Source organism: Parasphingorhabdus cellanae (genome assembly GCF_017498565.1).
Taxonomy (GTDB): domain Bacteria; phylum Pseudomonadota; class Alphaproteobacteria; order Sphingomonadales; family Sphingomonadaceae; genus Parasphingorhabdus; species Parasphingorhabdus cellanae.
In genome coordinates this window covers 3145658-3166481 of the sequence record NZ_CP071794.1, presented here as the reverse complement: position 1 = coordinate 3166481, position 20824 = coordinate 3145658, and the positions used below count along the sequence as shown (strand labels likewise).

At 55.1% G+C, this 20824-nt stretch carries 21 protein-coding genes; 4 read left to right on the top strand and 17 right to left on the bottom strand.

Going from position 1 to position 20824, the window contains the following annotated elements; all coding sequences use genetic code 11:
- Positions 1-30 precede the first annotated feature (30 nt).
- The 6 genes from J4G78_RS15160 to infA form a co-directional block, all read right to left on the bottom strand.
- Entirely contained in the window at positions 31-474 is a 444-nt protein-coding gene (locus J4G78_RS15160) for a MarR family winged helix-turn-helix transcriptional regulator (RefSeq protein WP_207987361.1), read from the bottom strand.
- A 9-nt stretch (positions 475-483) separates the two neighbouring features.
- Entirely contained in the window at positions 484-2574 is a 2091-nt protein-coding gene (locus J4G78_RS15155; protein ID WP_207987360.1) for a TonB-dependent receptor, read from the bottom strand.
- Entirely contained in the window at positions 2574-3206 is a 633-nt protein-coding gene (maiA, locus tag J4G78_RS15150) for a maleylacetoacetate isomerase (RefSeq protein WP_207987359.1), read from the bottom strand. The genes J4G78_RS15155 and maiA overlap by 1 nt, the downstream gene beginning before the upstream one ends.
- A gap of 83 nt (positions 3207-3289) precedes the next feature.
- Entirely contained in the window at positions 3290-4294 is a 1005-nt protein-coding gene (locus J4G78_RS15145) for a ribonuclease E/G (protein WP_207987358.1), read from the bottom strand.
- Entirely contained in the window at positions 4287-4856 is a 570-nt protein-coding gene (locus tag J4G78_RS15140; protein WP_207987357.1) for a Maf family protein, read from the bottom strand. Before J4G78_RS15140 ends, J4G78_RS15145 begins: the two co-directional genes overlap by 8 nt.
- Positions 4857-4969: 113 nt before the next feature.
- A complete protein-coding gene (gene infA, locus J4G78_RS15135; RefSeq protein ID WP_108810762.1) occupies positions 4970-5188 on the bottom strand; it encodes a translation initiation factor IF-1 in 219 nt (72 codons plus the stop codon).
- A 218-nt stretch (positions 5189-5406) separates the two neighbouring features.
- On the opposite strand from infA, the gene J4G78_RS15130 reads away from it, so the two are divergent.
- Entirely contained in the window at positions 5407-7974 is a 2568-nt protein-coding gene (locus tag J4G78_RS15130; RefSeq protein ID WP_207987356.1) for a TonB-dependent receptor, read from the top strand.
- Positions 7975-8213: 239 nt separating this feature from the next.
- On the opposite strand, the gene J4G78_RS15125 is transcribed toward J4G78_RS15130, so the two are convergent.
- The 8 genes from J4G78_RS15125 to hisG form a co-directional block, all read right to left on the bottom strand.
- Positions 8214-9089: a cupin-like domain-containing protein gene (locus J4G78_RS15125; RefSeq protein ID WP_243457123.1), complete on the bottom strand. Its 876-nt coding sequence runs from the start codon at positions 9087-9089 to the stop codon at positions 8214-8216.
- Positions 9086-10303, bottom strand: coding sequence for a GNAT family N-acetyltransferase (locus J4G78_RS15120; RefSeq protein WP_207987355.1), 1218 nt, complete (start codon positions 10301-10303; stop codon positions 9086-9088). Before J4G78_RS15120 ends, J4G78_RS15125 begins: the two co-directional genes overlap by 4 nt.
- A 154-nt stretch (positions 10304-10457) precedes the next feature.
- On the bottom strand, positions 10458-12575 hold the full coding sequence (locus J4G78_RS15115) for a sodium-translocating pyrophosphatase (protein WP_207987354.1): 2118 nt from the start codon (positions 12573-12575) through the stop codon (positions 10458-10460).
- A gap of 158 nt (positions 12576-12733) precedes the next feature.
- Positions 12734-13669 (bottom strand): thiamine-phosphate kinase, encoded by a 936-nt coding sequence (gene thiL, locus J4G78_RS15110; protein WP_207987353.1) that lies wholly within the window; start codon positions 13667-13669, stop codon positions 12734-12736.
- Between the two features lie 90 nt (positions 13670-13759).
- Complete coding sequence (nusB, locus tag J4G78_RS15105; RefSeq protein ID WP_207987352.1) at positions 13760-14209, bottom strand: transcription antitermination factor NusB; 450 nt, start codon at positions 14207-14209, stop codon at positions 13760-13762.
- Complete coding sequence (locus tag J4G78_RS15100) at positions 14206-14733, bottom strand: DUF1993 domain-containing protein (RefSeq protein WP_207987351.1); 528 nt, start codon at positions 14731-14733, stop codon at positions 14206-14208. The genes nusB and J4G78_RS15100 overlap by 4 nt, the downstream gene beginning before the upstream one ends.
- 20 nt (positions 14734-14753) lie before the next feature.
- Positions 14754-16052, bottom strand: a complete 1299-nt coding sequence (gene hisD, locus J4G78_RS15095) for a histidinol dehydrogenase (protein ID WP_207987350.1) — start codon at positions 16050-16052, stop codon at positions 14754-14756.
- A complete protein-coding gene (gene hisG, locus J4G78_RS15090; protein ID WP_207987349.1) occupies positions 16052-16702 on the bottom strand; it encodes an ATP phosphoribosyltransferase in 651 nt (216 codons plus the stop codon). Before hisG ends, hisD begins: the two co-directional genes overlap by 1 nt.
- A gap of 40 nt (positions 16703-16742) precedes the next feature.
- Between hisG and J4G78_RS15085 the strand changes: the two genes are divergently transcribed.
- Both J4G78_RS15085 and J4G78_RS15080 read left to right on the top strand, forming a co-directional pair.
- A complete protein-coding gene (locus tag J4G78_RS15085; protein ID WP_207987348.1) occupies positions 16743-17810 on the top strand; it encodes a DUF2332 domain-containing protein in 1068 nt (355 codons plus the stop codon).
- Between the two features lie 245 nt (positions 17811-18055).
- Positions 18056-19018: an alpha/beta fold hydrolase gene (locus J4G78_RS15080; protein WP_207987347.1), complete on the top strand. Its 963-nt coding sequence runs from the start codon at positions 18056-18058 to the stop codon at positions 19016-19018.
- A 65-nt stretch (positions 19019-19083) separates the two neighbouring features.
- On the opposite strand, the gene J4G78_RS15075 is transcribed toward J4G78_RS15080, so the two are convergent.
- From J4G78_RS15075 to J4G78_RS15065, 3 genes are read right to left on the bottom strand one after another with little or no spacing between them, the layout of a single operon-like run.
- On the bottom strand, positions 19084-19452 hold the full coding sequence (locus tag J4G78_RS15075) for a cupin domain-containing protein (protein WP_207987346.1): 369 nt from the start codon (positions 19450-19452) through the stop codon (positions 19084-19086).
- Entirely contained in the window at positions 19449-19832 is a 384-nt protein-coding gene (locus J4G78_RS15070) for an NUDIX hydrolase (RefSeq protein WP_259371340.1), read from the bottom strand. The genes J4G78_RS15075 and J4G78_RS15070 overlap by 4 nt, the downstream gene beginning before the upstream one ends.
- On the bottom strand, positions 19829-20113 hold the full coding sequence (locus J4G78_RS15065; protein WP_207990772.1) for a BolA family protein: 285 nt from the start codon (positions 20111-20113) through the stop codon (positions 19829-19831). The genes J4G78_RS15070 and J4G78_RS15065 overlap by 4 nt, the downstream gene beginning before the upstream one ends.
- Before the next feature lie 67 nt (positions 20114-20180).
- Here J4G78_RS15065 and J4G78_RS15060 point away from each other — a divergent pair, with 67 nt between their 5' ends.
- Positions 20181-20795: a J domain-containing protein gene (locus tag J4G78_RS15060; RefSeq protein WP_243457122.1), complete on the top strand. Its 615-nt coding sequence runs from the start codon at positions 20181-20183 to the stop codon at positions 20793-20795.
- The last annotated feature ends 29 nt before the right edge of the window (positions 20796-20824 follow it).

Genomic DNA, 20824 nt, shown 5'->3' with positions numbered 1-20824 from the left:
TCTTTTTTTGTTTGCCATTCTCGCGCCGTATCAACCGGCCGCGATATCGTCCGCTGATTGTTTGATCTTGGCCAGCATGCTGGATAAACGGCGCTGGTCATCAGCGCTCAACACAGTCATGATTTTCTTTTCCATCACTTCTGCGGCGGGCATGATCTGATCATAAAGATCCCGGCCGGTTCCGCTCAACACCAGATGATGGGAGCGGCCATCGGCGTTGTTGGGACTGCGGTCGAGCAATTCCCGGTCGACCAGTGTCTTTACGGCCCGGTTGACCGTCACCTTGTCCATCAGCGTCGCCTCGACAAGATGCCGCTGGGTTGAAGCTCCTCGGCTGCCGAGAACAGCCATGACCCGCCATTCGGGTATTTTCAGCCCAAAGCGGCTTTTATATTCATTGGAAATCAGGTCGCTCACCGCATTGGATGCGGTGGACAACTGATAAGGAATGAAATCATCAAGACTTGTTGTCATAAGTAATATTTATTCAATTCTGGTCCGAAGTCCAATCCAAAATGTCCTTGGAAAGGCTCGTTCGATAATATTGCTGCTACTAATCGCCGTCTCTACCCGCGCGTCGAACAGATTTTCAACCCGCCCTTCGACCAACAGACGATCATTCACTGCAAAAGCCAGACGGCCATCGACCGTGAACGCATCGTCCAGCCGGCGGGAGTTCTGGTCATCTTCGAACTGATTGCCAATATAGCGCAGCGAGACCGCGGCACCGGTGCCGTTTTCCTGCTCCCAAAGCAGGCTGGCGGAAGCATTATGCTCCGGTATCTGTGCCGGACGCAGACCATTAACGGCTGCGGCATCGCCAGAGGCATTGACCTCGGCATCAACATAGGAATAGGCGGCCCGGGCAGACAGATTCTCCACAAGACTGCTCAAGTCAAATTCGGTGTCGATTTCGATCCCTTTTGACTCGATGGAATCCAGATTTTGACGCTGGCGGAATACCCCTGCCCCGGATACGAAACCCACACCGGGAAACAGTCCCGGTCCGCTGTCGAGCGTGACATTGGCAACGGCATCATCCAGCTCGTTATAAAAGACGGTGATCCCGACCGAAACATTTTCACCGTCCCAATCCAGTCCCAATTCGGCGCCCTTCACCCGCTCCGGTTCCAGCAACTCGTTTGCAGCCGTGGCGTCCGGACCCACACGGAACGGGCGGAACAGTTCATTGAGGGTTGGCAAACGCCAGCCAAGATAGGCAGCACCGCGCAAGGTCAACTGATCGGTCGCGTCAAACGCAAAGCCTCCGCGCGCGGTAAATTCCGTGCCATCGCGATTATCAAATTGGGCATCTGTCCGCACGGAACCGGGGAAGGGATTGATGAGTTCAATCTCTCTACGAAAACCATCATCAATGGTCCAAAAATCGATGCGTCCGCCGCCAGTGAGTGTGAGGGCTTCCGTTGCCTGCACGCTGGCCTCTAAAAAGGCGCCATAGGTCGCGGTAGAGCCACCCGCATTGCGGCTGCGGCGCGGGGTATCATCGTCGAGGAAGAAGAAATTCTCGTTCGTCTCCCCTTCCGTCCGCCGCCAGTCGCCGCCGATGCGCAGTTCAACATTGTCACCGACCGGAGGGCGCACCTCAAACCGTGCACCAAGTCCGGTCGAGGGCACATTAAACTGTTCAAACACCCGGCTGACGCTGTTGCGATCCGCAGCGACGCCGCCAAAGCTCACGTCAAAATTGCGGATCTGGACATAGCCGAGGGCCGACCATTGCCAGCCGGTATCAGACCGGTTGACCAGCCGGATGCTGGCATCAGCGCCATCATTATGGTTTTCACTAAAGGCAAAACCGCGTTCGCGATCATCGGTAAATGCGCGGACATTGGCCTGCAATTCGGTATTGTCTGTCAGCGGCGCGACATAGCGCACGGCCAGACCGGCCTGCTCATATTCCGCCTGACGATCGACATCGCCGCGCTGACTTTCGATGATCGGAATGAAACCGTCGCCGCGCGCGTAGTTGGCGGAGACAGTCAACTGCCCCTGCCCCAACTCGCGGCCGAAAAGCAAGTCCGCCTCGACGCTGTTGCGGCTGCCATAGGCCGCGCCCAGTTCGATCAGATTGCCGACATCTTTGCTGAACAGTTCGATGGTTCCGGCAATGGCTCCGGACCCTTCCGAACCACTGCCTCCGCCGCGCGTTATGCGCGCAGAGCTTAGTGCCAGCGCGTCGTAGCCTGGCCAAGCCACCCAGCCGCCAAAGGGGTCGGCTTGCGGAACACCGTCCAGCAGCAGCACAGCGCGCGAAGACGCATTACCGCCCAGACCGCGGATAGTGATACCTTGACTGGTCGGATTGGCAGAGCGCGCATCGGAGCGACGAAACTGTTGCAGACCGGGAACCGTGCGCAATGCATTCTCAATGCGCTCATCTGTGTCCAGCTCGATTTCGATGGTGCTATAGGCATCATCCGCGTCCGGCAGCGGCAGGCCAGTTACGGTAATGCCCTCCGCAGCTTCGGCATCGGCTACAGTTTCCGCGGCAACCGGAACACTCAAAAGACAAACGGGCGCCACAAGCGGCCACGCCAAAATTGATTTTTTCATTAGTCTGTTTTTACCTGTTCGGGCGCTGCGTCATGAAACGCCGCCAATTTATTGCAAACCGCATCAATGCGCACAAGTTTTGGAAAGGCCGTCATATCGGTTTCAAACCGGCGGCCATTATACATTTGCGGGACAAGGCAGACATCGGCGAGATTGGGCGCATCGCCGCCAAAAAACCCGGCGTCCGGTGCCATGGCTTCCAGCGCCTTGAAACCCTCGCTGACCCAATTGCGATACCAGATGTTGATCGCTTCCTGATCCTGTCCCATTTCATGCTTGAGATATTTCATGATCCGCAGGTTATTAACGGGGTGGATGTCGGCCGCGACGACCAGCGCTTGCGCCAACGTCCGGCTGCGTTCCAGCGGATCGCTCGATACCATCGCCGGCTCAGGAAATTTTGCATCGAGATAGTCGATAATCGCGAGCGACTGGGTCAGGTCGTGCCCGTCGATATGGAGCATTGGAATAAAGCCCTGTGGATTGCGCGTAAGATAGTCCGCCTGCTTGGTGCTGTCGTCGAGCAGATTTTTGCTGACTGATTTATACGCAATGCCCTTTAGGTTGAGTGCGATACGCACGCGGTAGCTCGCAGAGCTGCGCCAATAGTCGTAAAGAATGATATCTGTCATGCAACGGCTTGTGCAGAGGACATGGACGAATTGCAAGGGGTGTAGCGACGAGTGACAAAACCCTCTTCCTCAAGGGGAGAGGATTAGCTAATCTGCCCACCTGCGATTGGAATATCACCTTTGGCCTCGACCGAAACATCCCGCCCGGTGCGCTTTGATAGCGCGTCCAGCCAAGCCTGCGGATGGTTCAGCTTCGCCGCAACCGCCGGATGAACGTCGAGCTGCAGGGCACCGGTTCCTTGCGTTCGTTCGGCCTGACGCAAAAGCGCCAAAGTGGCACTTAACACCTTGTCCGCCTGCATCACTTCCAGAACCGAAGGACCGGTCTTGCGGGCGACAACCTGCATCAGGCCGAAACCATTAATCGCCGTCCGTTCACATTTTCCGGCCATGTGCTGATCAAATATCGTGGAAACTTCTGTCCGCTCCGCTTTTGCCTCCAGGGTGGGAAAATCCACGCCAATGGAACCGCCGATATCAAAGCGCGTCAAAGCCAGTGCCACCGCTTTGGCTGCGCGTTTCGCCAACTCATAGGGCGCAAGCGGGCCGTCCACATCGATCACCGTCATCGCTGGCGTAAGCGAGACAAGCAAACTGCCGCCATCAAAATCGATCCGCCCGGTTTCCGCCTGTTCCATCGCCTCGTTCCAGCCAAAAGCCGAGAGCCTATCCGGCTCATGCGCCTGAATGGTCCGGACCGGTTCGCCGCCTGCTTCGATAATATCCAGCAGGCTCGGACCCATAGTCAGCGCACTTCCTTCGGCTGCTGGCCGTGCTTTTGCCCGCTTCGATTGCCCGCCTTTTTCGTCCAGCGCTTCGCGCACAATTTCAACCCGCACGCTCGCACCTTCGGTCAATCCTTTGGGCAATGGTTGCAGCAAGCCTTGCTCGCCGCTTGCCAGCGTCACGATGCCGGATCGTCCCGCCACCCATTGCTCGGTAAATTGCGCATCGACGATGGAAGCCAGTGTCGCGCCAGTGCGACCACGCTCGACCCGAACCGCAACCAATTCACCATCCGCAACGCGCAGCGCCCGGTTTTCACCGATACCGGCTTCATAAAGCCAGCCGTTTTGGAAATCAGTCAACAGGATAGCCCGAGGAAATTAGCAGATTGCGGGTCTCATAGAGCGGCAACCCCATGATTCCGCTGAAACTGCCACTGATTGAAATGACAAAAGCTTCGGCAAGACCCTGAATGGCATAGCCACCAGCTTTGCCCTGCCCTTCGCCGGATTGGATATAGGTGTCGATCTCGCTGTCCTGAAACCGTTTGAACTTGATGATGCTGTCGGACAGTTTCGTCCGCGCAGTCCCGTCCGCTGCGATGACGCAAACCGCCGACATGGTATGGTGCCGCCGCCCGCCCAGGAGCTTCATAAACTGGCGCTGTTCCGCTTCGTCTTCGGCCTTGCCCAGGATACGCCGTCCCACAGCCACAATGGTGTCGCCCGCGATCAGGACTTCACCGTCCTCGCGTGCGACCGCAGCCGCCTTTTCCTGCGCCATGCGTATAACATAATCGCGCGGAAGCTCAGCCTTCAGGGGTGTTTCATCAATGTCTGGAGAAGCGATCCGGTCAGGTTTCACGCCCAACCGGCCAAGCAGTTCCAGCCGGCGCGGGCTGGATGAGGCGAGGACGAGTTTCATATAGCTATTCCGTCATGCTGAACTTGGTTCAGCATCCAGAGCGACAATCCGCAATCATTGTGTTTCATAACCCTGGATCCCGGATCAAGTCCGGGATGACGAACGGAATTTCGTCACTTAAACCGGTAGGTAATACGACCCTTGGTCAGGTCATAGGGCGTGAGTTCCACGAGCACTTCATCGCCCACCAGCACACGGATGCGGTTTTTGCGCATCTTGCCAGCGGTATGACCAAGGACTTCATGGCCATTTTCCAATTCGACCCGGAACATCGCGTTGGGGAGTAATTCGCGGATCATCCCCTTCATTTCCAATAATTCTTCTTTTGCCATTCGGCTTTACTTTATCCCTATTGATTCGGTGTTTTTAAAACGTGTTGCGGTGCGCCATAAACCCAATTTTCAAAAAAGGGAAGGATTTGCTGCGCAGCGGCAAATAGCCTCTCAGGCGGCTTGCGACAAATTATTACAAACATTTGATTGATGACAACCGCACTGCACGGCAGTTTGGACGTGTTTCCCCCAATGCCTGAGTTGTTAGAGCTTTAGTAATGACCCAAACCTCCCCCAGATTTTTCGGCGCCAGCCTGCTGGCCCTTTCCTTCACGATTGCGCTTCCCGCGCATGGCCAATCCAATGACGACGAGCTCAAAAACGAGGATATCGTCGTCACGGCGGAACGCCTGCGCGGGTCGGTAATCACCGAAGTTCCGCCGATCGTCGAGCTCGATGCCGGTGACGTTGCCAGCTATGGTGTGTCGTCAATCGAGGATTTGGTCGAAGAGCTAAGCTCGCAAACCACGTCCAACCGTGGACGCGGCAGCGGCCGGCCCATCGTCCTGATCAACGGCCAGCGCACGTCCGGTTTTCGCGATATCCGCGACTTGCCGCCCGAGGCCATTCAAAGCGTACAGGTTTTCCCCGAAGAAGTGGCGCTGCAATATGGCTATGCGCCGGATGAGCGGGTGATCAACTTCATCCTGAAGGACAATTATACCGGCTTTGGCGCCGAGGCGGAATATGGCGTCCCGACCCGCGGAGACCAGAGCAATACAGAGCTGGAATCGACCTTTACCCATATTGGCGAGAACAGCCGGTTAAACCTGAATATCGAATATGAAACGCAAAGCGCGATTACCGAAGCAGAGCGCGGCATCATCCAGGACCAGGCGGGCGATCTGGTCAATCTGGGCGATTTCCGGACGTTGAGCGCGCCATCGGATAATGTGGAATTTAACGGCAATTATAGCCGCACCTTTGCCGATGGCACATCGCTGTCGTTCAACGGCGGATATATATATGACAAATCCCGCGCCCTGTTGGGACTGGCCAGCGGCACGCTGGATATTCCCGCAACCAGCCCTTTCGCGCAATCCGCCTCGGATGAAAGCCTGTTCCGCTACTTCACCCAATTCGGCCCGCTGCGCAAAACCGTCGAGACCAACACGTTTCAGGGCGGCGCGGCGCTGAATGGCGTGACGTCCGGTTGGCGCTATTCCCTGACCGCCGACTATGCGCGCGAAGAAACCGAAACCGCGACCGATAATAGCGGCGATATCAGCGCCCTGCAGGCAGCGATTGACGCCGGTACAGCAGACCCGTTTGCCAGCGACTTTGGTACCTTGCTGTCGCCCCCGATCACCGATGAAGCGCGGTCGGTCAGCAACACGCTCGAAACGCTCGCGACCCTGTCGGGCGCGCTGATCACGCTGCCCTCCGGTTCGGTCACCACGACCGTGCGCGGCGGCTATAGCCGAGAAGATCTCGACAGCCGCGACATCACCGATGGCGTGACCACACTCGGCAGTCTGGGGCGGGATAATTTCAATGCGGGAATCAGTATCGATATCCCGATTGCGGACGAAAATATCGATGTAACAGAAGCCATTGGCCAACTGTCGATCAACGGCAATCTGGGCTATAGTGAGCTTTCGGATTTTGGCGGTCTGGTCGAATTTGGCTTTGGCCTGAACTGGGAACCGCTTGACGGTCTGGTTTTTACCGCGTCGGCGATTGGCGAAGACGCCGCGCCAACAATCGAGCAGCTTGGCAATCCGGTCATCGTCACCCCCAATGTCACCACTTTTGATTTCACCAATGGCGAAACCGTGCTGACCAGCATTACCACGGGCGGCAATCTCGACCTGCCAACCGAGAAACGGCGGGATATCAAGCTGGCGGTCAATTACAGCCCGGAATGGTTGGATGGCATGACGTTTCTCGGCGAATATATTCGCAATAATAGCGAGAATGTCGCCTCCGACTTTCCCCTGCTGACCGAGGAAATTGAGGCGGCTTTCCCCGACCGCGTTACGCGGGATGAAACCGGCCGGCTGGTCGCCATTGACCAGCGTCCCGTCAATTACAGCAATGTGCGCAGCGAAAGCATCCGCTATGGTCTGGAATTTTCCAAACGCTTTGGCCAGCGGCGCGGGGGTCGTGGATTAAGAGGTGCAGGCAGGCCGGGTGCCGGAGATGGTGGACCACCACCCGATGACGCCCGTCCTCCAAGCGATGGACCGCCACCGGAAGGTGGGCCCGAAAGCGCGCCTTCCGAAGCCGGTCGGGCCGAAGCGGGAAGACCCGGCGCGCGCGCCGGCGGACCGCCACGCGGTGGTGGCAGACCCGGTGGGCGTGGTGGCGGCCGCTGGCGCGTATCGGCCTATCACACCGTTCATCTCGACGAGCGCGTATTAATACGGCCCGGCGTCGAAGAGCTCGACCTGCTCGACGGATCGGCGATCGGATCCACCGGCGGCCAGCCGCACCACGAATTTGAGCTGGAAGGCCGCTGGTTCAACAACGGCATCGGCTTTCGGGTCCAGGCAGAGCATCAAACCGCGACGCGCGTGGATGGCGGGCTCACCAGCTCTGATCTCAGTTTCTCCGATCTCACGACGCTGAACCTGCGCGCCTTCATCAATCTTGATGATCGCGGCACCCTGACCGAGCGGTTCAAATTCCTCAAAGGCAGCCGCATCGCCTTTCGCATCGACAATGTCTTCAACGATATTCAGGACGTGCGCGACAGCGACGGATTGGTGCCGCTCAGCTATCAACCCGGCTTTATCGATCCGATCGGGCGTTACGTGGAGATCAGTTTTCGCAAGCGGTTTTAGATGTATCCGTAATCACCACTAACCCCTGTTCGTCACAGATAATGCTTTCCTACAACTAAGACACTATGATATTGTAAAACTGTCTTTTTCACTGTTTTATATATGGATCTTGGCGACTTTCCTAAATGAACAAAAGAGAGTGAGAATTATGTGAACTTCGAAAGAATTGCGTACTATATTGATAGCCTCAGGACCTTGTACACTTTGTAAACTTAGTAAGAATTTTCCTTTCATAATGGCTATTTCACCAAGTGCAGATTCCGCAAAATCCGCCAGCTCATAGCCTTCACCTTATTATGATTCGGGAACCGGTGGGGTGCCTTGGGGTTCATCCCCCAACCACGCAACATATGATTAAAAACATGGGCGTCGGCTTCCGCAAAGCTCCAGTCGGAACGCCAGGTGATGGAAAGGGAAATGCTTGGCTCGGACCCGTTTTGGACGAAGTGCGGCGCCATAACCGGCACGAAAATCGCTTTGCCGGCTGTTAGATTATAGACCTGTCCTTGCTCGAAAAACGCGTCCTGCCAGACAAGATTGCGCGGACCGCCGCTATGATAGGATTCATGCGCCATGGAGGGCGCGAATCTCTCGTCACCGGGTGGAAAAACCGTCATGGTCTTTTCACCGCGCAATTGCAGTAAAATATTATGCTCTGGATCGAAATGATAAGGCGTCATGGCATTCGGCGATGAGACAAAGATAAAACCTTGCGGCCGCATCATCTTGCCGGTCTTGCTTTCAAGAATAGGTTTGATCTCTGCCAGCAGAGAAAGCAGCAACGCCTCATATTCCGGTATCTGCTCAATATTTTTGAGCACGGCCCAGCTTGCGGAACTTTCGATCATCAAGATTGTATCGGCAATGGACATGCCATTGTCCGGCACGTCATCCGGAGCGATTCCCACAGGCAGATCGCCCGGGTTATATTCTACGCTGGCTTTTGGCAGAGCTGTGCCGAGCTTCGCCAAAGCATCAAGCGTCAGCAATGTGTTGGCTGCCATATCATGATTGAGTATTTGCGGCGTTTCGGGATAACATTTCGAAAATTTTCGGCGCGCATCATCGCTGAAAACCTGTTTGCCAAACGCGTCTTTTCCCGACATCTGATTCATTTATGTGCCTGCGCAATATCAATAATTTCGCGCTTTTTGATATGGGCCATCAGGTCTTCCCCCAGACGGACCCCACGGAACATGGCGCCACGCGACAGGCCTTTGAGTTCGATGGAAAAGCGGCCGATGTGCCGGCGTCCGGACCATAAGCTGTCAATCATAGGATGACCTTCGGTCGCACAGCTGTCCATCCAGTCTATATCCCGTTGATCGAGAATTTTGAGATTTTCCACTTGCAGCAAGACGCCGGGCGAAAACCGCGCATAGGCCTGGTCGAACGCTGTTTTGAAGGAAAAACTGCCCGGTGCCGAGCGAAAATTTACCAGCATCGCCAGCGGCTTTCCATCCAATCGCAGATCATGGCGTTCCAGCTGGCCGGACGACGCGGCACCTGCCAGTGTTTCGCTAAAAAAAGCGCGCGTATCTTGAGAACAATCAAGCGCGGAGCCTTCCCGCCCTTTCCAGCTTTGCCGTTCCAGTTTCAGGAAATCATCAGTCCACCCATCAAGCCCAGCATCATCCATTTGATGCGAAAATTTAATTTCGCCCAGCTCAGCCAGACGTTTAGCTTGTCGGCGCAATTCCTTACGCTTCTTGGATCGGATGGTTTCTGTATAGTAGCTATCAGCATCCAGATTGCTATGCAGCCATGCTCGGGCCTCGCTATGCACGAGATCGCAGCGGCGCTGTTGCCGAACGCAAACGGAACGCAAGGCTTGATCGAGTGGGCCACCGACCGTCAAACCTCTGATGTGCAGAAAACCAGGCCAGTTTTTGATATCCAGTTCCCTGAACAAGGCTGTCCAGAATTGGTTTTCAAATCCACTGCGCACCAATGGCGTGCCCAGAAAGCTGTTATGATGAGTCCAGTTCTGGACAAACGGCACCGGCCAACGGCCAAATTGCCGAGACGGTCCAATCGGTAGCAACCCGAGCAGGTCAGATTTGTGCGGCACACCTGCCCAAAATAGAAACAAGCTAAGATCGGGATGGGTGCTGAAATGCTTTAGCGCGGGGTTCAGCAACAAATGCTCGTAATAGACATTTGGCTCGGCTGCATTGCGGGCAAGCTTTTGCCATGATGGCAGCAAATTTTGGCCTGTCGTCGCAACGGGCTGCAGCTCTGCTGAGGCAGAGGATACCAGAGACACGCGATCGTCGGTCTCATAATCAACCGCATCATCACTTTGGGCCTGAAACCCGCCTGCATCCATAACCTTACCCTTATTGTCGGGGTCATTTGCTAGCAAAAATAGGGTAATAAGCGATTAACGGCGATTATTCGGTCTGCACGAGGCGTCGTACCCAAGCAAAACCCCGCCGGAATTGCTTCCAGCGGGGTTTGTTCAACCAATATGCCGGCTTGGCTTATGCCATACCGTGCGCCAGCGCTGCGAGCAGCAACAGGGCCACAATATTGGTGATCTTGATCATCGGGTTCACAGCTGGACCAGCGGTATCCTTGTACGGATCGCCCACTGTATCCCCCGTCACGGCCGCTTTATGGGCTTCTGAACCCTTGCCGCCATGATTGCCGTCTTCGATATATTTTTTCGCATTATCCCATGCGCCGCCGCCTGCTGTCATCGACAGGGCAACAAACAGACCAGAGACGATCACGCCGAGCAGCAATGCGCCGAGAGCCGCAAAGCCATTGGCCTGATCCGATACAGCGGTGACCACGAAATAAACCACGATCGGTGCCAGTACTGGTAGCAGCGATGGCAGGATCATTTCCTTAATCGCCGCCTTGGTCACAAGGTCCACCGTGCGGGCATAGTTCGGCCGCGATGTGCCATCCATAATGCCCTTGTCAGCAGCAAACTGTGCACGGACGTCTTTCACAACATCACCCGCAGCACGACCGACAGCGGTCATACCCATGGCTCCGAAGAGGTAAGGTAATAGCGCACCAAGCAACAAACCAACTATCACATAAGGATTTTCGAGGCTGAAGCTCACTTGCAGATCCGGGAAGAACTCTCTGAGGTCAGCCGTGTAAGCCGAGAACAAGACGAGAGCAGCCAAACCAGCAGAACCAATGGCATAACCTTTGGTCACCGCTTTGGTGGTGTTACCCACAGCATCCAGTGCATCGGTTTTGTCCCGAACGCTTTCGTCCAGACCAGACATTTCAGCGATACCGCCGGCATTATCCGTAACCGGACCATAAGCATCCAAGGCCACAACCATACCGGCCAGAGCGAGCATGGATGTTGCCGCGAAGGCCAAACCGATCAAACCTGCCAACTGATAGGCCACAACGATACCGATCACGATTACCAACGTGGGCAGAGCAGTTGCTTCCATCGAAATAGCCAGCCCCTGGATCACGTTGGTGCCGTGGCCGGTCTCCGATGATTTGGCGATCGAACGCACCGGGCGATATTCCGTACCCGTGTAATATTCAGTGATCCAGATGATCAGACCAGTAACGGCCAGACCAACCATCATCGACCAGAACAGAGCCATGCCGGTAAAACCGCCCGTGCCATCAAGATTAGCACCGATAACCGTGTTCATATCACCCAGCGTGCGCATCGTGACATACCAGATTGCCGGGATTGAAAGCACGGCGGTGGTGATGAAGCCTTTGTACAAGGCACCCATGATGTTGGTGCCGCTACCCAAACGGACCATATAGGTACCAATGATTGAGGTAATGATGCAGACGCCGCCAACGATAAGCGGCAATGACATAAGGTCATAAAGCACCGTATTGCCAACCAGATTGCCAACCGTGAGCGCCAGCAGCACCATCGTAGCACCGACCGTCACCACGTAGGTTTCGAACAAATCGGCGGCCATACCAGCGCAGTCACCAACATTGTCTCCTACGTTATCAGCGATTGTTGCAGGGTTGCGTGGATCATCCTCAGGGATGCCAGCTTCAACCTTACCAACCAAGTCGGCGCCAACGTCGGCTGCTTTGGTAAAGATACCGCCGCCGAGACGTGCAAAGATCGAAATCAGAGAAGCACCGAAGGCCAAGGCCACCAGCGAGTCAATAACCGTGCGGCTTTTCGCTTCGAGGCCCATTTGGGTAGTAAGCACCCAAAAGAAAATCGAGATCGCAAGCAGCGCAAGACCAGCAACCAACATTCCGGTTACTGCACCAGCGCGAAACGCGACAGTGAGACCAGTTTGCAAACTGTCGCTAGCGCCCTGCGCCGTGCGGACATTCGCACGAACCGAGATGTTCATACCGATATAACCAGCAACGCCGGAAAGAATGGCACCAACAAGAAAACCAACGGTCGAAATACCACCTAGGAACAAGAAAACGATAACCGCGACAACGACGCCGACAATACCAATCGCGCGATATTGGCGGTTCAGATAAGCTTGTGCGCCCTCTTGAATAGCAGCAGCAATGTCTTGCATTTTTTCATTGCCGGCTGGCGCATTCAGCACCTGACGGCTGGTAATAAAGCCATATAATACGGCTATTAAACCGCAGATTATTGAAATGGTGACAACAGTCATTGCTGTTCTTCTCCCCCTATATTTTTATAATGAAAAGCCCCAGAATTGGGGCAATATCGCGGAAACTTATAAAGCGTGAAGCGCATGGTGCAACCCCTGTTTTCACGGGCATCACTAGCATTTCAGATACCCCGCAAATTGGCCGAAATTCGCAACGGCTAGGCGTGTACGAAACCCAAAGTCTCTGGTAGACCGATCCGCTCGCCCTTTTGGACCAGCGATACGCCTGACCCGGGCCGACATTTTCCAATTTTGCTAAGGTTGATCGGTAATACGGTTTCCGGGCTGGCGGTAAGCAACAATTGATAATCATCGCCGCCTGTCGCTGCGCTCATTCTGGCCTCTTCGCCCTCTCCAAACACGGTTTTGAATGATTGAGAGAGAGGAAGTTGGTCCAGATCGATTTCAAGATTCACCCCGCTCGCACTAGCTATTCGCGAGGCATCAAGCAGCAAGCCGTCCGAAACATCCATCATTGTGCTGACCAATGACGACAACGCCCTACCATCATCCAGTTTCGGAACAGGTCGGTTATGCGCTTTCAATAGAGCGGCAGACGTTTCTATATCACCGGCATGCGCCTTGCCAGACGCAATCTGTAGACCAGCCCAGGCATCACCGATATGTCCCGTAACATATATACTATGGCCCGGCTCCGCACCGCAGCGCGCTGGAATGATATGACCTTTCGCTTCACCGAAAGCGGTCAATGCCAAAGTCCGTTTGCCATCCGCTCCGGCAGAAACGGTATCTCCCCCAAGCAACGGAACACAAAAATGGCCGATGGCTTCTTTCAGTCCGCGGACAAAGGCCGTATCCCAGTTGTCATCGCCTGTCTGGCAATATCCCATCAACATGCCGAGCGGCTTCGCGCCTTTGGCGGCGAGGTCAGAAAGGTTCACCGCCACAAGCTTCCACGCCACATCGGCAGGATCAGCGCTGGACAGGAAATGGACATCCTCGACCATCATGTCATGGGTCATAACAAGCTTGTGCCGGCCAAAAGGCAGCACCGCAGCATCATCAGCCAATCCGCGGGCAGCCGGATGGGTCGCCAGTGCTTTTAACTGGTCAATAAAATCTAATTCGGTCAATTGAGGCCCCTTCACAAAGAAGATGTGCCCCACATCTATAACTAACACTCACGCTCCCCTACAAAGCAGGACCGCATGAATGTCAGCCCCTCAGCTGCCCCGAACCTGCTTCGCTATTGTGTCCAGCAATCCGTTTATGAAGCCGCTGTCCTTTTTGTCAAAAAAGGCATGTGCGACGTCAACATATTCGCTGATCACTGTCCCCGTCGGGACATCGTCCCGCGCCATCAATTCAAAGGCCCCGGCGCGTAATATTTGCAACATAGTTTTGTCGAGCCGCCCCATAGACCAGCCAGATGCCAGTTTTTCAGCGATCAAAGCATCAATTTCATCCCGTTTTTCGGACACTCCAACGACGACATCATCAAAGAAATCGACCTCGACCGGACGATATTGGGCATCTTCAATCTCAGCACCCAGCCGGTGATCATGAAATTCTTTCAAGAGCCGCGGCACCGGTGTCTTTTCCATGTCATGCTGGAAAAGCGCCTGGACTGCGGCGAGGCGGGCCGTGGAACGGGTATTTGATTTTGCGGTCATGCTGGCCGCTTCATCCGCGGAACGCCCACAAAATCCATTTTGCCAATCTTGAAACCGCGTTCACGCAGGAGATCATAGGCTGTGGTGGCATGGAAGTAGAAATTGGGTTGCGCGAAACTGAACAGGAAATTTTCGGCCGTAAATGGCATGACGGTCTCTTTGAAACGGAATTCCATGGGTTGCCCAACAAAACCAGCCATCTCTGCTTCGTCAACCTTTTCAAGTCCGGCTTTCGCTTCGTCGAGCTTTTCGTAAAGCCCTTCCCAACTGTCTGGCGGTGCCACGAGGCTGGGGGTAAAAACGCCTTCACGCACAGCCTCGATTGCGCCGAGCGAATGCTCACGACAACATTTTACCTGGTAGGAAAAGGGCTGCATGTCTTCAATAAGCCGAGCACCGATAATTTCTTCTGCAGCAGTACCGGTCTCGTCACAATGCGTTTTGGCCTTATCGACCAGCCCGCGAACGGCTGCTATAATCTGAAGCTGTGACGGGATAACGGCGTCATATAATGAAATGGTCATAGGCTTTGTCTTTCTGTTGATTATCGACGCGTGTCCAGCCGCTTTTGCACGCTGGCAGCATGAGCAGGCAAACCTTCGGCTTCGGCCAGGGCAACGGCTGCTGGCCCAATTTTTCCAAGCGCCGTTTCATCGCATTCCAGAAAGCTCGTGCGCTTCATAAAATCGGTGACGGACAGCCCAGACGAAAAGCGCGCACGCCGTCCGGTTGGCAGTACATGATTGGGACCGGCAACATAATCGCCAACCGCTTCCGGTGTATGACGCCCTAGGAATACTGAACCCGCATGACGGACTTTATTGAATAAAGCCTGCGGATCATCGCAAGCCAGTTCCAGATGCTCGGCGGCCAGACGATCGACCAGCGGCATCGCTTGCTCCAACCGATCGACCAATATGATCGCCCCGTTATCGATCCAGCTCTGAGTTGCGGTCTTACTCGTCGCTAACTCACCAAGCTGCTTTTCAACCTGCGTTGCAACCTGATCCGCAAAAGCGGCATCATCCGTAAACAATATCGATTGGCTGGTCGGATCATGTTCCGCCTGAGACAATAGGTCCGCAGCGATCCAGTCCGGATCATTCTGGCCATCGGCGACAACAACAATCTCGGACGGCCCGGCGACCATATCGATGCCGACTACGCCATAAACCTGCCGCTTGGCTTCCGCGACCCAGGCATTGCCGGGACCGGTAATCACATCAACGGGCGCGATTTTCTCGGTTCCAAAGGCCAGGGCGGCCACCGCTTGCGCGCCGCCAATCCGCCAGATTTCATCGACACCAGCAATTTGGGCGGCAGCCAGAACCAGAGGATTTACTTCGCCACCGGGCGTCGGTGTCACCATGATCACCCGATCCGCACCAGCAACCTTGGCCGGTATCGCGTTCATCAATACGGAGGACGGGTAAGCTGCACGGCCGCCAGGAATATAGATGCCTGCCCGCTCAACGGCATTCCAGCGCGCACCGATCCGGACGCCGGCATCATCGCGATAGTCGCGATTGTCCGGCACCTGACCCTCATGATAGTCACGGATACGGATTGCCGCCAGTTCGAGGGCGATCCGCAGGTTGGGATCGAGGCCATCAAGCGCTGCCTCGCATTCGGCAACCGAAACCTTCCAGCCAGTAAATTCCAGGTCATGACCGTCAAATTTCTGAGTGAGCCGGGCCACGGCCTCGTCGCCATCGGACCGCACATCCTTGATGATCGCAGCGACATCCGCCGATACATCCGCGTCCGCCTCCCGCCGCGCGTTGACCAACGCGTCAAAAGCATCGGCAAAGGCGGCATCCGAGGTTGAAAGCCGCAAAGCCATTAGACCTGCCCCACCAGTTCGCGGAATTTCTGGACCAGTCCGGTTAGCTCTTCGCTGCGCATCTTGAAGGCCGCCCGGTTGACCACCAGCCGCGCGGAAATATCAATAATCCGGTCCGTTTCGACCAGATTATTGGCTTTCAATGTGCTGCCTGATTCCACCAGATCGACAATATGCCGCGACAGGCCAAGCGAAGGCGCGAGTTCCATGGCCCCGTTCAGCTTCACACATTCCGCCTGAATGCCCTGCGCCTCAAAATGGCGGCTGGTCAGGTTGGGATATTTGGTGGCGACACGGATATGCGAGATATTGTCAATCTGTTCGGCATCATCCTTCGGTTGCGCCACGGACAGGCGGCAGCGGCCAATGCCCAGATCAACCGGTGCATAAAGCTCACTATAGTTAAATTCTTCCACCACGTCCGACCCGACAATACCGATCTGCGCGGCGCCATGAGCGACAAAGGTCGCCACATCAAAGGCACGCACCCGGATGATCGAGACATGCGCCTGATTGGTGCCGAACATCAGGCTGCGGTTGGCCTTGTCGAAAAATTCCGGCGCAGGTTCGATGCCGACCTTGGCCAGCATCGGCAGCGCTTCGTCGAGAATCCGTCCCTTGGGGATTGCAAAGATCAGGGGTGTAGTCATAGAAGCCGACGCATTAGGGCTTCATACCGGAAAGGGCAATATGTCTAACCAGCAAAAGATACAGAACGCCTTCACCAACCAGATCGAATATTGCCGGTCCAATGGCGCGCCGATTACCGGCCGCATTGTTGAGGCGATACTCGGGGCACTGGATGAAAACACCGAACTGGGCCGCCGGGTGCTGGAATGGGAAGGCAATCCGCTGGCCGATGCCCTGCCGCTGCGGGTTGCGGGCGGCTTTCATGCGCTGCATCTCGCTGGTAATCATGATCGGCTTTCCGCCATCTATAATGGCGACGACCAGGCCGCAGCCGATGCTGAGCAGATCATTGCCGAAACCATTGCCAGCGATGAAGCCGCTTTGTTGCCCTGGCTGAACTCTCCGCCCCAGACGAATGAGGCCGGACGATCATCCTCTTATATTGCGGGTCTGCTCTGGCTCACGGCACAAGGCCTTCCGCCGCGCTACGAGCTGCTCGAAATCGGCTCCAGTGCTGGCCTCAATCTGATGATCGACCGCTATCATTATGACCTTGCTGGCGTTTCCGTAGGGCCGGATAGTGCGCCCCTGACCTTCACACCGGAATGGGAAGGACCACCGCCGCCGGACGTCCCTTTTGCCTTTGACTCCATCCGCGGCTGTGACATTGCTCCGGTGGATCTGGCCGATCCGGCACAGGCCAGCCGGCTCACCGCCTTTATCTGGCCCGAGCACACTGTCCGCTTCGAGCGGATGAAGACCGCCATAGAGCTGGTCAATCAGCAGCCACCCCGTCTCGAAGGCGCGAGCGCCGATGACTGGATGATCGAACAACTCGCCAAACCCCAGAAAGAGGGCGTCACCCGGGTCTTGGTTCACTCCATCGTCTGGCAATATATTCCCAAAGCCGGGCGCGAGCGGATTAGCCAGGCGATGGAAGCAGCAGGCACCCAAGCCACAGCAGAACGACCGCTGGCTTGGCTATCGTTGGAGGCCAATCGCGAAACCTATCGGCACGAGCTGATTGTCCGGCACTGGCCTCATTCAAACGGTCCCGGCGGCCAGCCGGTCAAACTTGGCGAGGCCCATGCTCATGGCGCCTGGGTCAAATGGCTTGAGGCATCGTAAATGTCCCTTCCACATTGTTCATATTTCGAACCAGTTTGATAAAGATTATACGCCTTATACACAGAATGGCGTTAAAAAATCTCTGCCTTTCCTTCACATTGATAGATTGCTTAAATCATGTGTAAGGGGTCCGAACCATGTAGGAAAGCGCTTTATCCCTGTAGCCTAGACCTACTTCGCCTCTCTTGACTTTCTGTATTATGCGCATAATACACTAATTGATCCCATTTAGTGAGGAATTGTCGTTGCGAATTTTTATTTTTTGGATTTCTGTTGCCTTTGTGTTGATTGGCGGCGGTGATCTGTCTGCTCGGGAAGCCCCCGAAACGCGATCACTTTCAACCGGCTCTGAGGTTGCTACCTGGGTTATCTCTGCAGATGATCCTCAACACAAAACGCCGATCCTGTATCTTCATGGCGGTCCCGGAATGTACACCGAAGATCGCAGAATTGAAGAGGGGCAGCTATTCCGAAATTTGGGCTTTAACACAGTCTATTACGATCAAGCCGGCGGCGGCCAATCCGGGCATATCCGGGCATCAGAATATACTGTGGATAGAGCCGTACTTGATTTGGAAGCGCTGCGATCAAGCTTGAATACAGAAAAGCTGATATTATGGGGAAACTCCTATGGGGCGACACTAGCAGCTATCTACGCGGATCGATATCCTGATCAGGTTGCTGCTCTGATATTCACCTCGCCCGGAACATTCCCGGGCACCAAGCCGAAGCGTAATTATAAAGTCACCGCGCGAGGCAAGATAAAGGTCAATAAATCAGTCAAAAAGGCGATTAAAATCATCGACGGAGCCGATCCCGATGCCGAGGAAAAGTTGACCCAGGCCGATGCTGGCGTTCTATTTGACGGTTTGCTGAACTCTGGCATGATGGCCGGAATGATATGCAAGGAATCGGATATTGAAGTTGGTACGTCATCTCGCGGAGGGAATTTTTACGCCAATCGCCGTATCCAGGATACAATCAGAACCGTGCGGTTTGACCGAAACGACCTGCCCAAAGTCCCGACTATAACTCTACGAGGAAGTTGTGATTTCCATCTGGAAGAAAATGCTCAACTTTACAGCAATATGTTTGGTGGCGCGCTGGTTGAAATAAAGGCCAGTGGCCATGGGCTTTTGGAGAACCAGCATCTCGTAAGGCAAGCGCTCAAAGAATTTGCAGAAACCGCACTGGCCAATGTCGAGTAAAAGGAAGCACGTCCGACGCACAGAATTGCTCAAAAAACCTAGACTTAGGAAAGCGCCTTTTACGCCTATAGCTGGTCCAAGTCGGTCACTGTTTTCTCGGTCACGACATTGCCGGTGTTCAATATTGTCTTGGGTTCCAACAACAGCACATGGCATTCGCCATCCAGCCCCTCCGGGCGATGCTCGACGCCGCGCGGGATGATAATAAATTCGCCCGGCTCTACGTCGATATCGCCGGTGCGCAGGCCCATGCGCATGGTTCCGGCAACGACCAGAAATAGCTCATCCTCTTCCTCATGATGATGCCAGTCAAACTTGCCCGCAAATTTCGCCAGCTTCACTTGCGCGTCGTTAATATCACCGGCGACTTTGGGAGACCAATGGTCGGAAAAACTTGCGAAGGCATCTTTGAGATTGACCTTTTGGATCGTCATGATTGTTGCCCTTGCTGAAGTTCGTCCACCAGAAGTTTGATAGCCGGAGCCATTTTTTCCGTCTGTCGATAGTCGATAAAAGCGACCTCGGATATCTCGGCCCGTGGCCTGACATCACCAATCCAACGCGCTTTATAGCAATTCAGCTCCACAGCTCCATCGCGTCCCAGCGCGGGTCCGACGACACGCCGGTCAAATGTTACGGTGTCCCGATCAATCGCGACGCCCAGCTCTTCATCGATTTCGCGCAAAAGCGCTTGTTCCGCGGTTTCGTCCGCCTCAATCGTTCCGCCGGGCAGATACCACAGCTGATTGTCACGGACGCGCACCAGCATGATTTGCTCGCCTCTTGTTTCCAAAAGACAAGCGCAACGGATCACTCCCCCGGCGCCCTCGCCTTAATCGCCATGGCGTGGATCTTGTCCTGCATCAAATCGCCGAGCGCCTTGTTGACCATCCGTTGCCGGTTAAGTCTGGACTGACCTTCGAACGCTGCGCACTCGATCTCGACCGTAAAATGCGACTCCCCGCTGCCATCATCGCCCGCATGGCCGTGATGGCTGGCGCTGTCGTTGATGACATTCAGCGATGTGGGCGACAGCGCTTCCAAAAGCCGCTTTTCGATTTCTGCGGCAACGGGGCCTTTTGATTCTGTTTCCATCATGCCTATATAGAGGCTTCACCAGCATTTGCGAACCGCCTTTTCGCCCCAATAACCGGACAATCTTTTGCCTTCCTCCGATCCTCAAAAGAAAAAACCCAATCGTTTTCACGGCCGTGTGGAAAGCGAAGGGCGAACTTGCGCGATTGATGGATGCGAGGAAGACGGCGAATTTCGCGCACCTCCTGTTTATGGCGCGCGCCATGGCTATGATGGCCCCGGCGAATTTCGCTGGCTGTGCCTAGACCATGTCCGCGAGTTTAATCAGGGCTATGACTATTTCGACGGCATGGATCAGGAACAGATTTTTGAAGCGCAGCATCCCGTGCGCGGATGGGACAGCAGCAGGCGAATCTACCAAAATGGTCCGAGTGATGCTCCGGCATGGTCCGATTTTACCGATCCGCTGGATGCTATCGGCGCAAGATTTGCTGCCAGCGTTTCACGGCCCCAAACGCCCGGTCGAACGATCAGTGCTGGCGACCGCAAAGCGCTGAAGACGCTAGGGCTTGGCGAGGATGCGGCCCATGAGATAGGGCGCGGCGAAATCCGGCGCCGCTATTCCGAACTGGTGCGGAAATATCATCCCGACCGCAATGGCGGCAACAGAAGTCATGAGAAACAGTTGGCAAATGTTATCGCGGCCTATACGCAGCTTAAGGAATCGCCAGATTTTAGATAGTGGCTCTGGCTTTTTGCATTCCATATTGA

Bases quoted from the DNA above. Each gene is read 5' to 3' on its own strand.
- J4G78_RS15160 (WP_207987361.1), bottom strand. From the start codon at position 474: ATGACAACAAGTCTTGATGATTTCATTCCTTATCAGTTGTCCACCGCA.
- J4G78_RS15155 (WP_207987360.1), bottom strand. From the start codon at position 2,574: ATGAAAAAATCAATTTTGGCGTGGCCGCTTGTGGCGCCCGTTTGTCTT.
- maiA (WP_207987359.1), bottom strand. From the start codon at position 3,206: ATGACAGATATCATTCTTTACGACTATTGGCGCAGCTCTGCGAGCTAC.
- J4G78_RS15140 (WP_207987357.1), bottom strand. From the start codon at position 4,856: ATGAAACTCGTCCTCGCCTCATCCAGCCCGCGCCGGCTGGAACTGCTT.
- infA (WP_108810762.1), bottom strand. From the start codon at position 5,188: ATGGCAAAAGAAGAATTATTGGAAATGAAGGGGATGATCCGCGAATTA.
- J4G78_RS15130 (WP_207987356.1), top strand. From the start codon at position 5,407: ATGACCCAAACCTCCCCCAGATTTTTCGGCGCCAGCCTGCTGGCCCTT.
- J4G78_RS15125 (WP_243457123.1), bottom strand. From the start codon at position 9,089: ATGAATCAGATGTCGGGAAAAGACGCGTTTGGCAAACAGGTTTTCAGC.
- J4G78_RS15120 (WP_207987355.1), bottom strand. From the start codon at position 10,303: ATGGATGCAGGCGGGTTTCAGGCCCAAAGTGATGATGCGGTTGATTAT.
- J4G78_RS15115 (WP_207987354.1), bottom strand. From the start codon at position 12,575: ATGACTGTTGTCACCATTTCAATAATCTGCGGTTTAATAGCCGTATTA.
- nusB (WP_207987352.1), bottom strand. From the start codon at position 14,209: ATGACCGCAAAATCAAATACCCGTTCCACGGCCCGCCTCGCCGCAGTC.
- J4G78_RS15100 (WP_207987351.1), bottom strand. From the start codon at position 14,733: ATGACCATTTCATTATATGACGCCGTTATCCCGTCACAGCTTCAGATT.
- hisD (WP_207987350.1), bottom strand. From the start codon at position 16,052: ATGGCTTTGCGGCTTTCAACCTCGGATGCCGCCTTTGCCGATGCTTTT.
- hisG (WP_207987349.1), bottom strand. From the start codon at position 16,702: ATGACTACACCCCTGATCTTTGCAATCCCCAAGGGACGGATTCTCGAC.
- J4G78_RS15085 (WP_207987348.1), top strand. From the start codon at position 16,743: ATGTCTAACCAGCAAAAGATACAGAACGCCTTCACCAACCAGATCGAA.
- J4G78_RS15075 (WP_207987346.1), bottom strand. From the start codon at position 19,452: ATGACGATCCAAAAGGTCAATCTCAAAGATGCCTTCGCAAGTTTTTCC.
- J4G78_RS15065 (WP_207990772.1), bottom strand. From the start codon at position 20,113: ATGGAAACAGAATCAAAAGGCCCCGTTGCCGCAGAAATCGAAAAGCGG.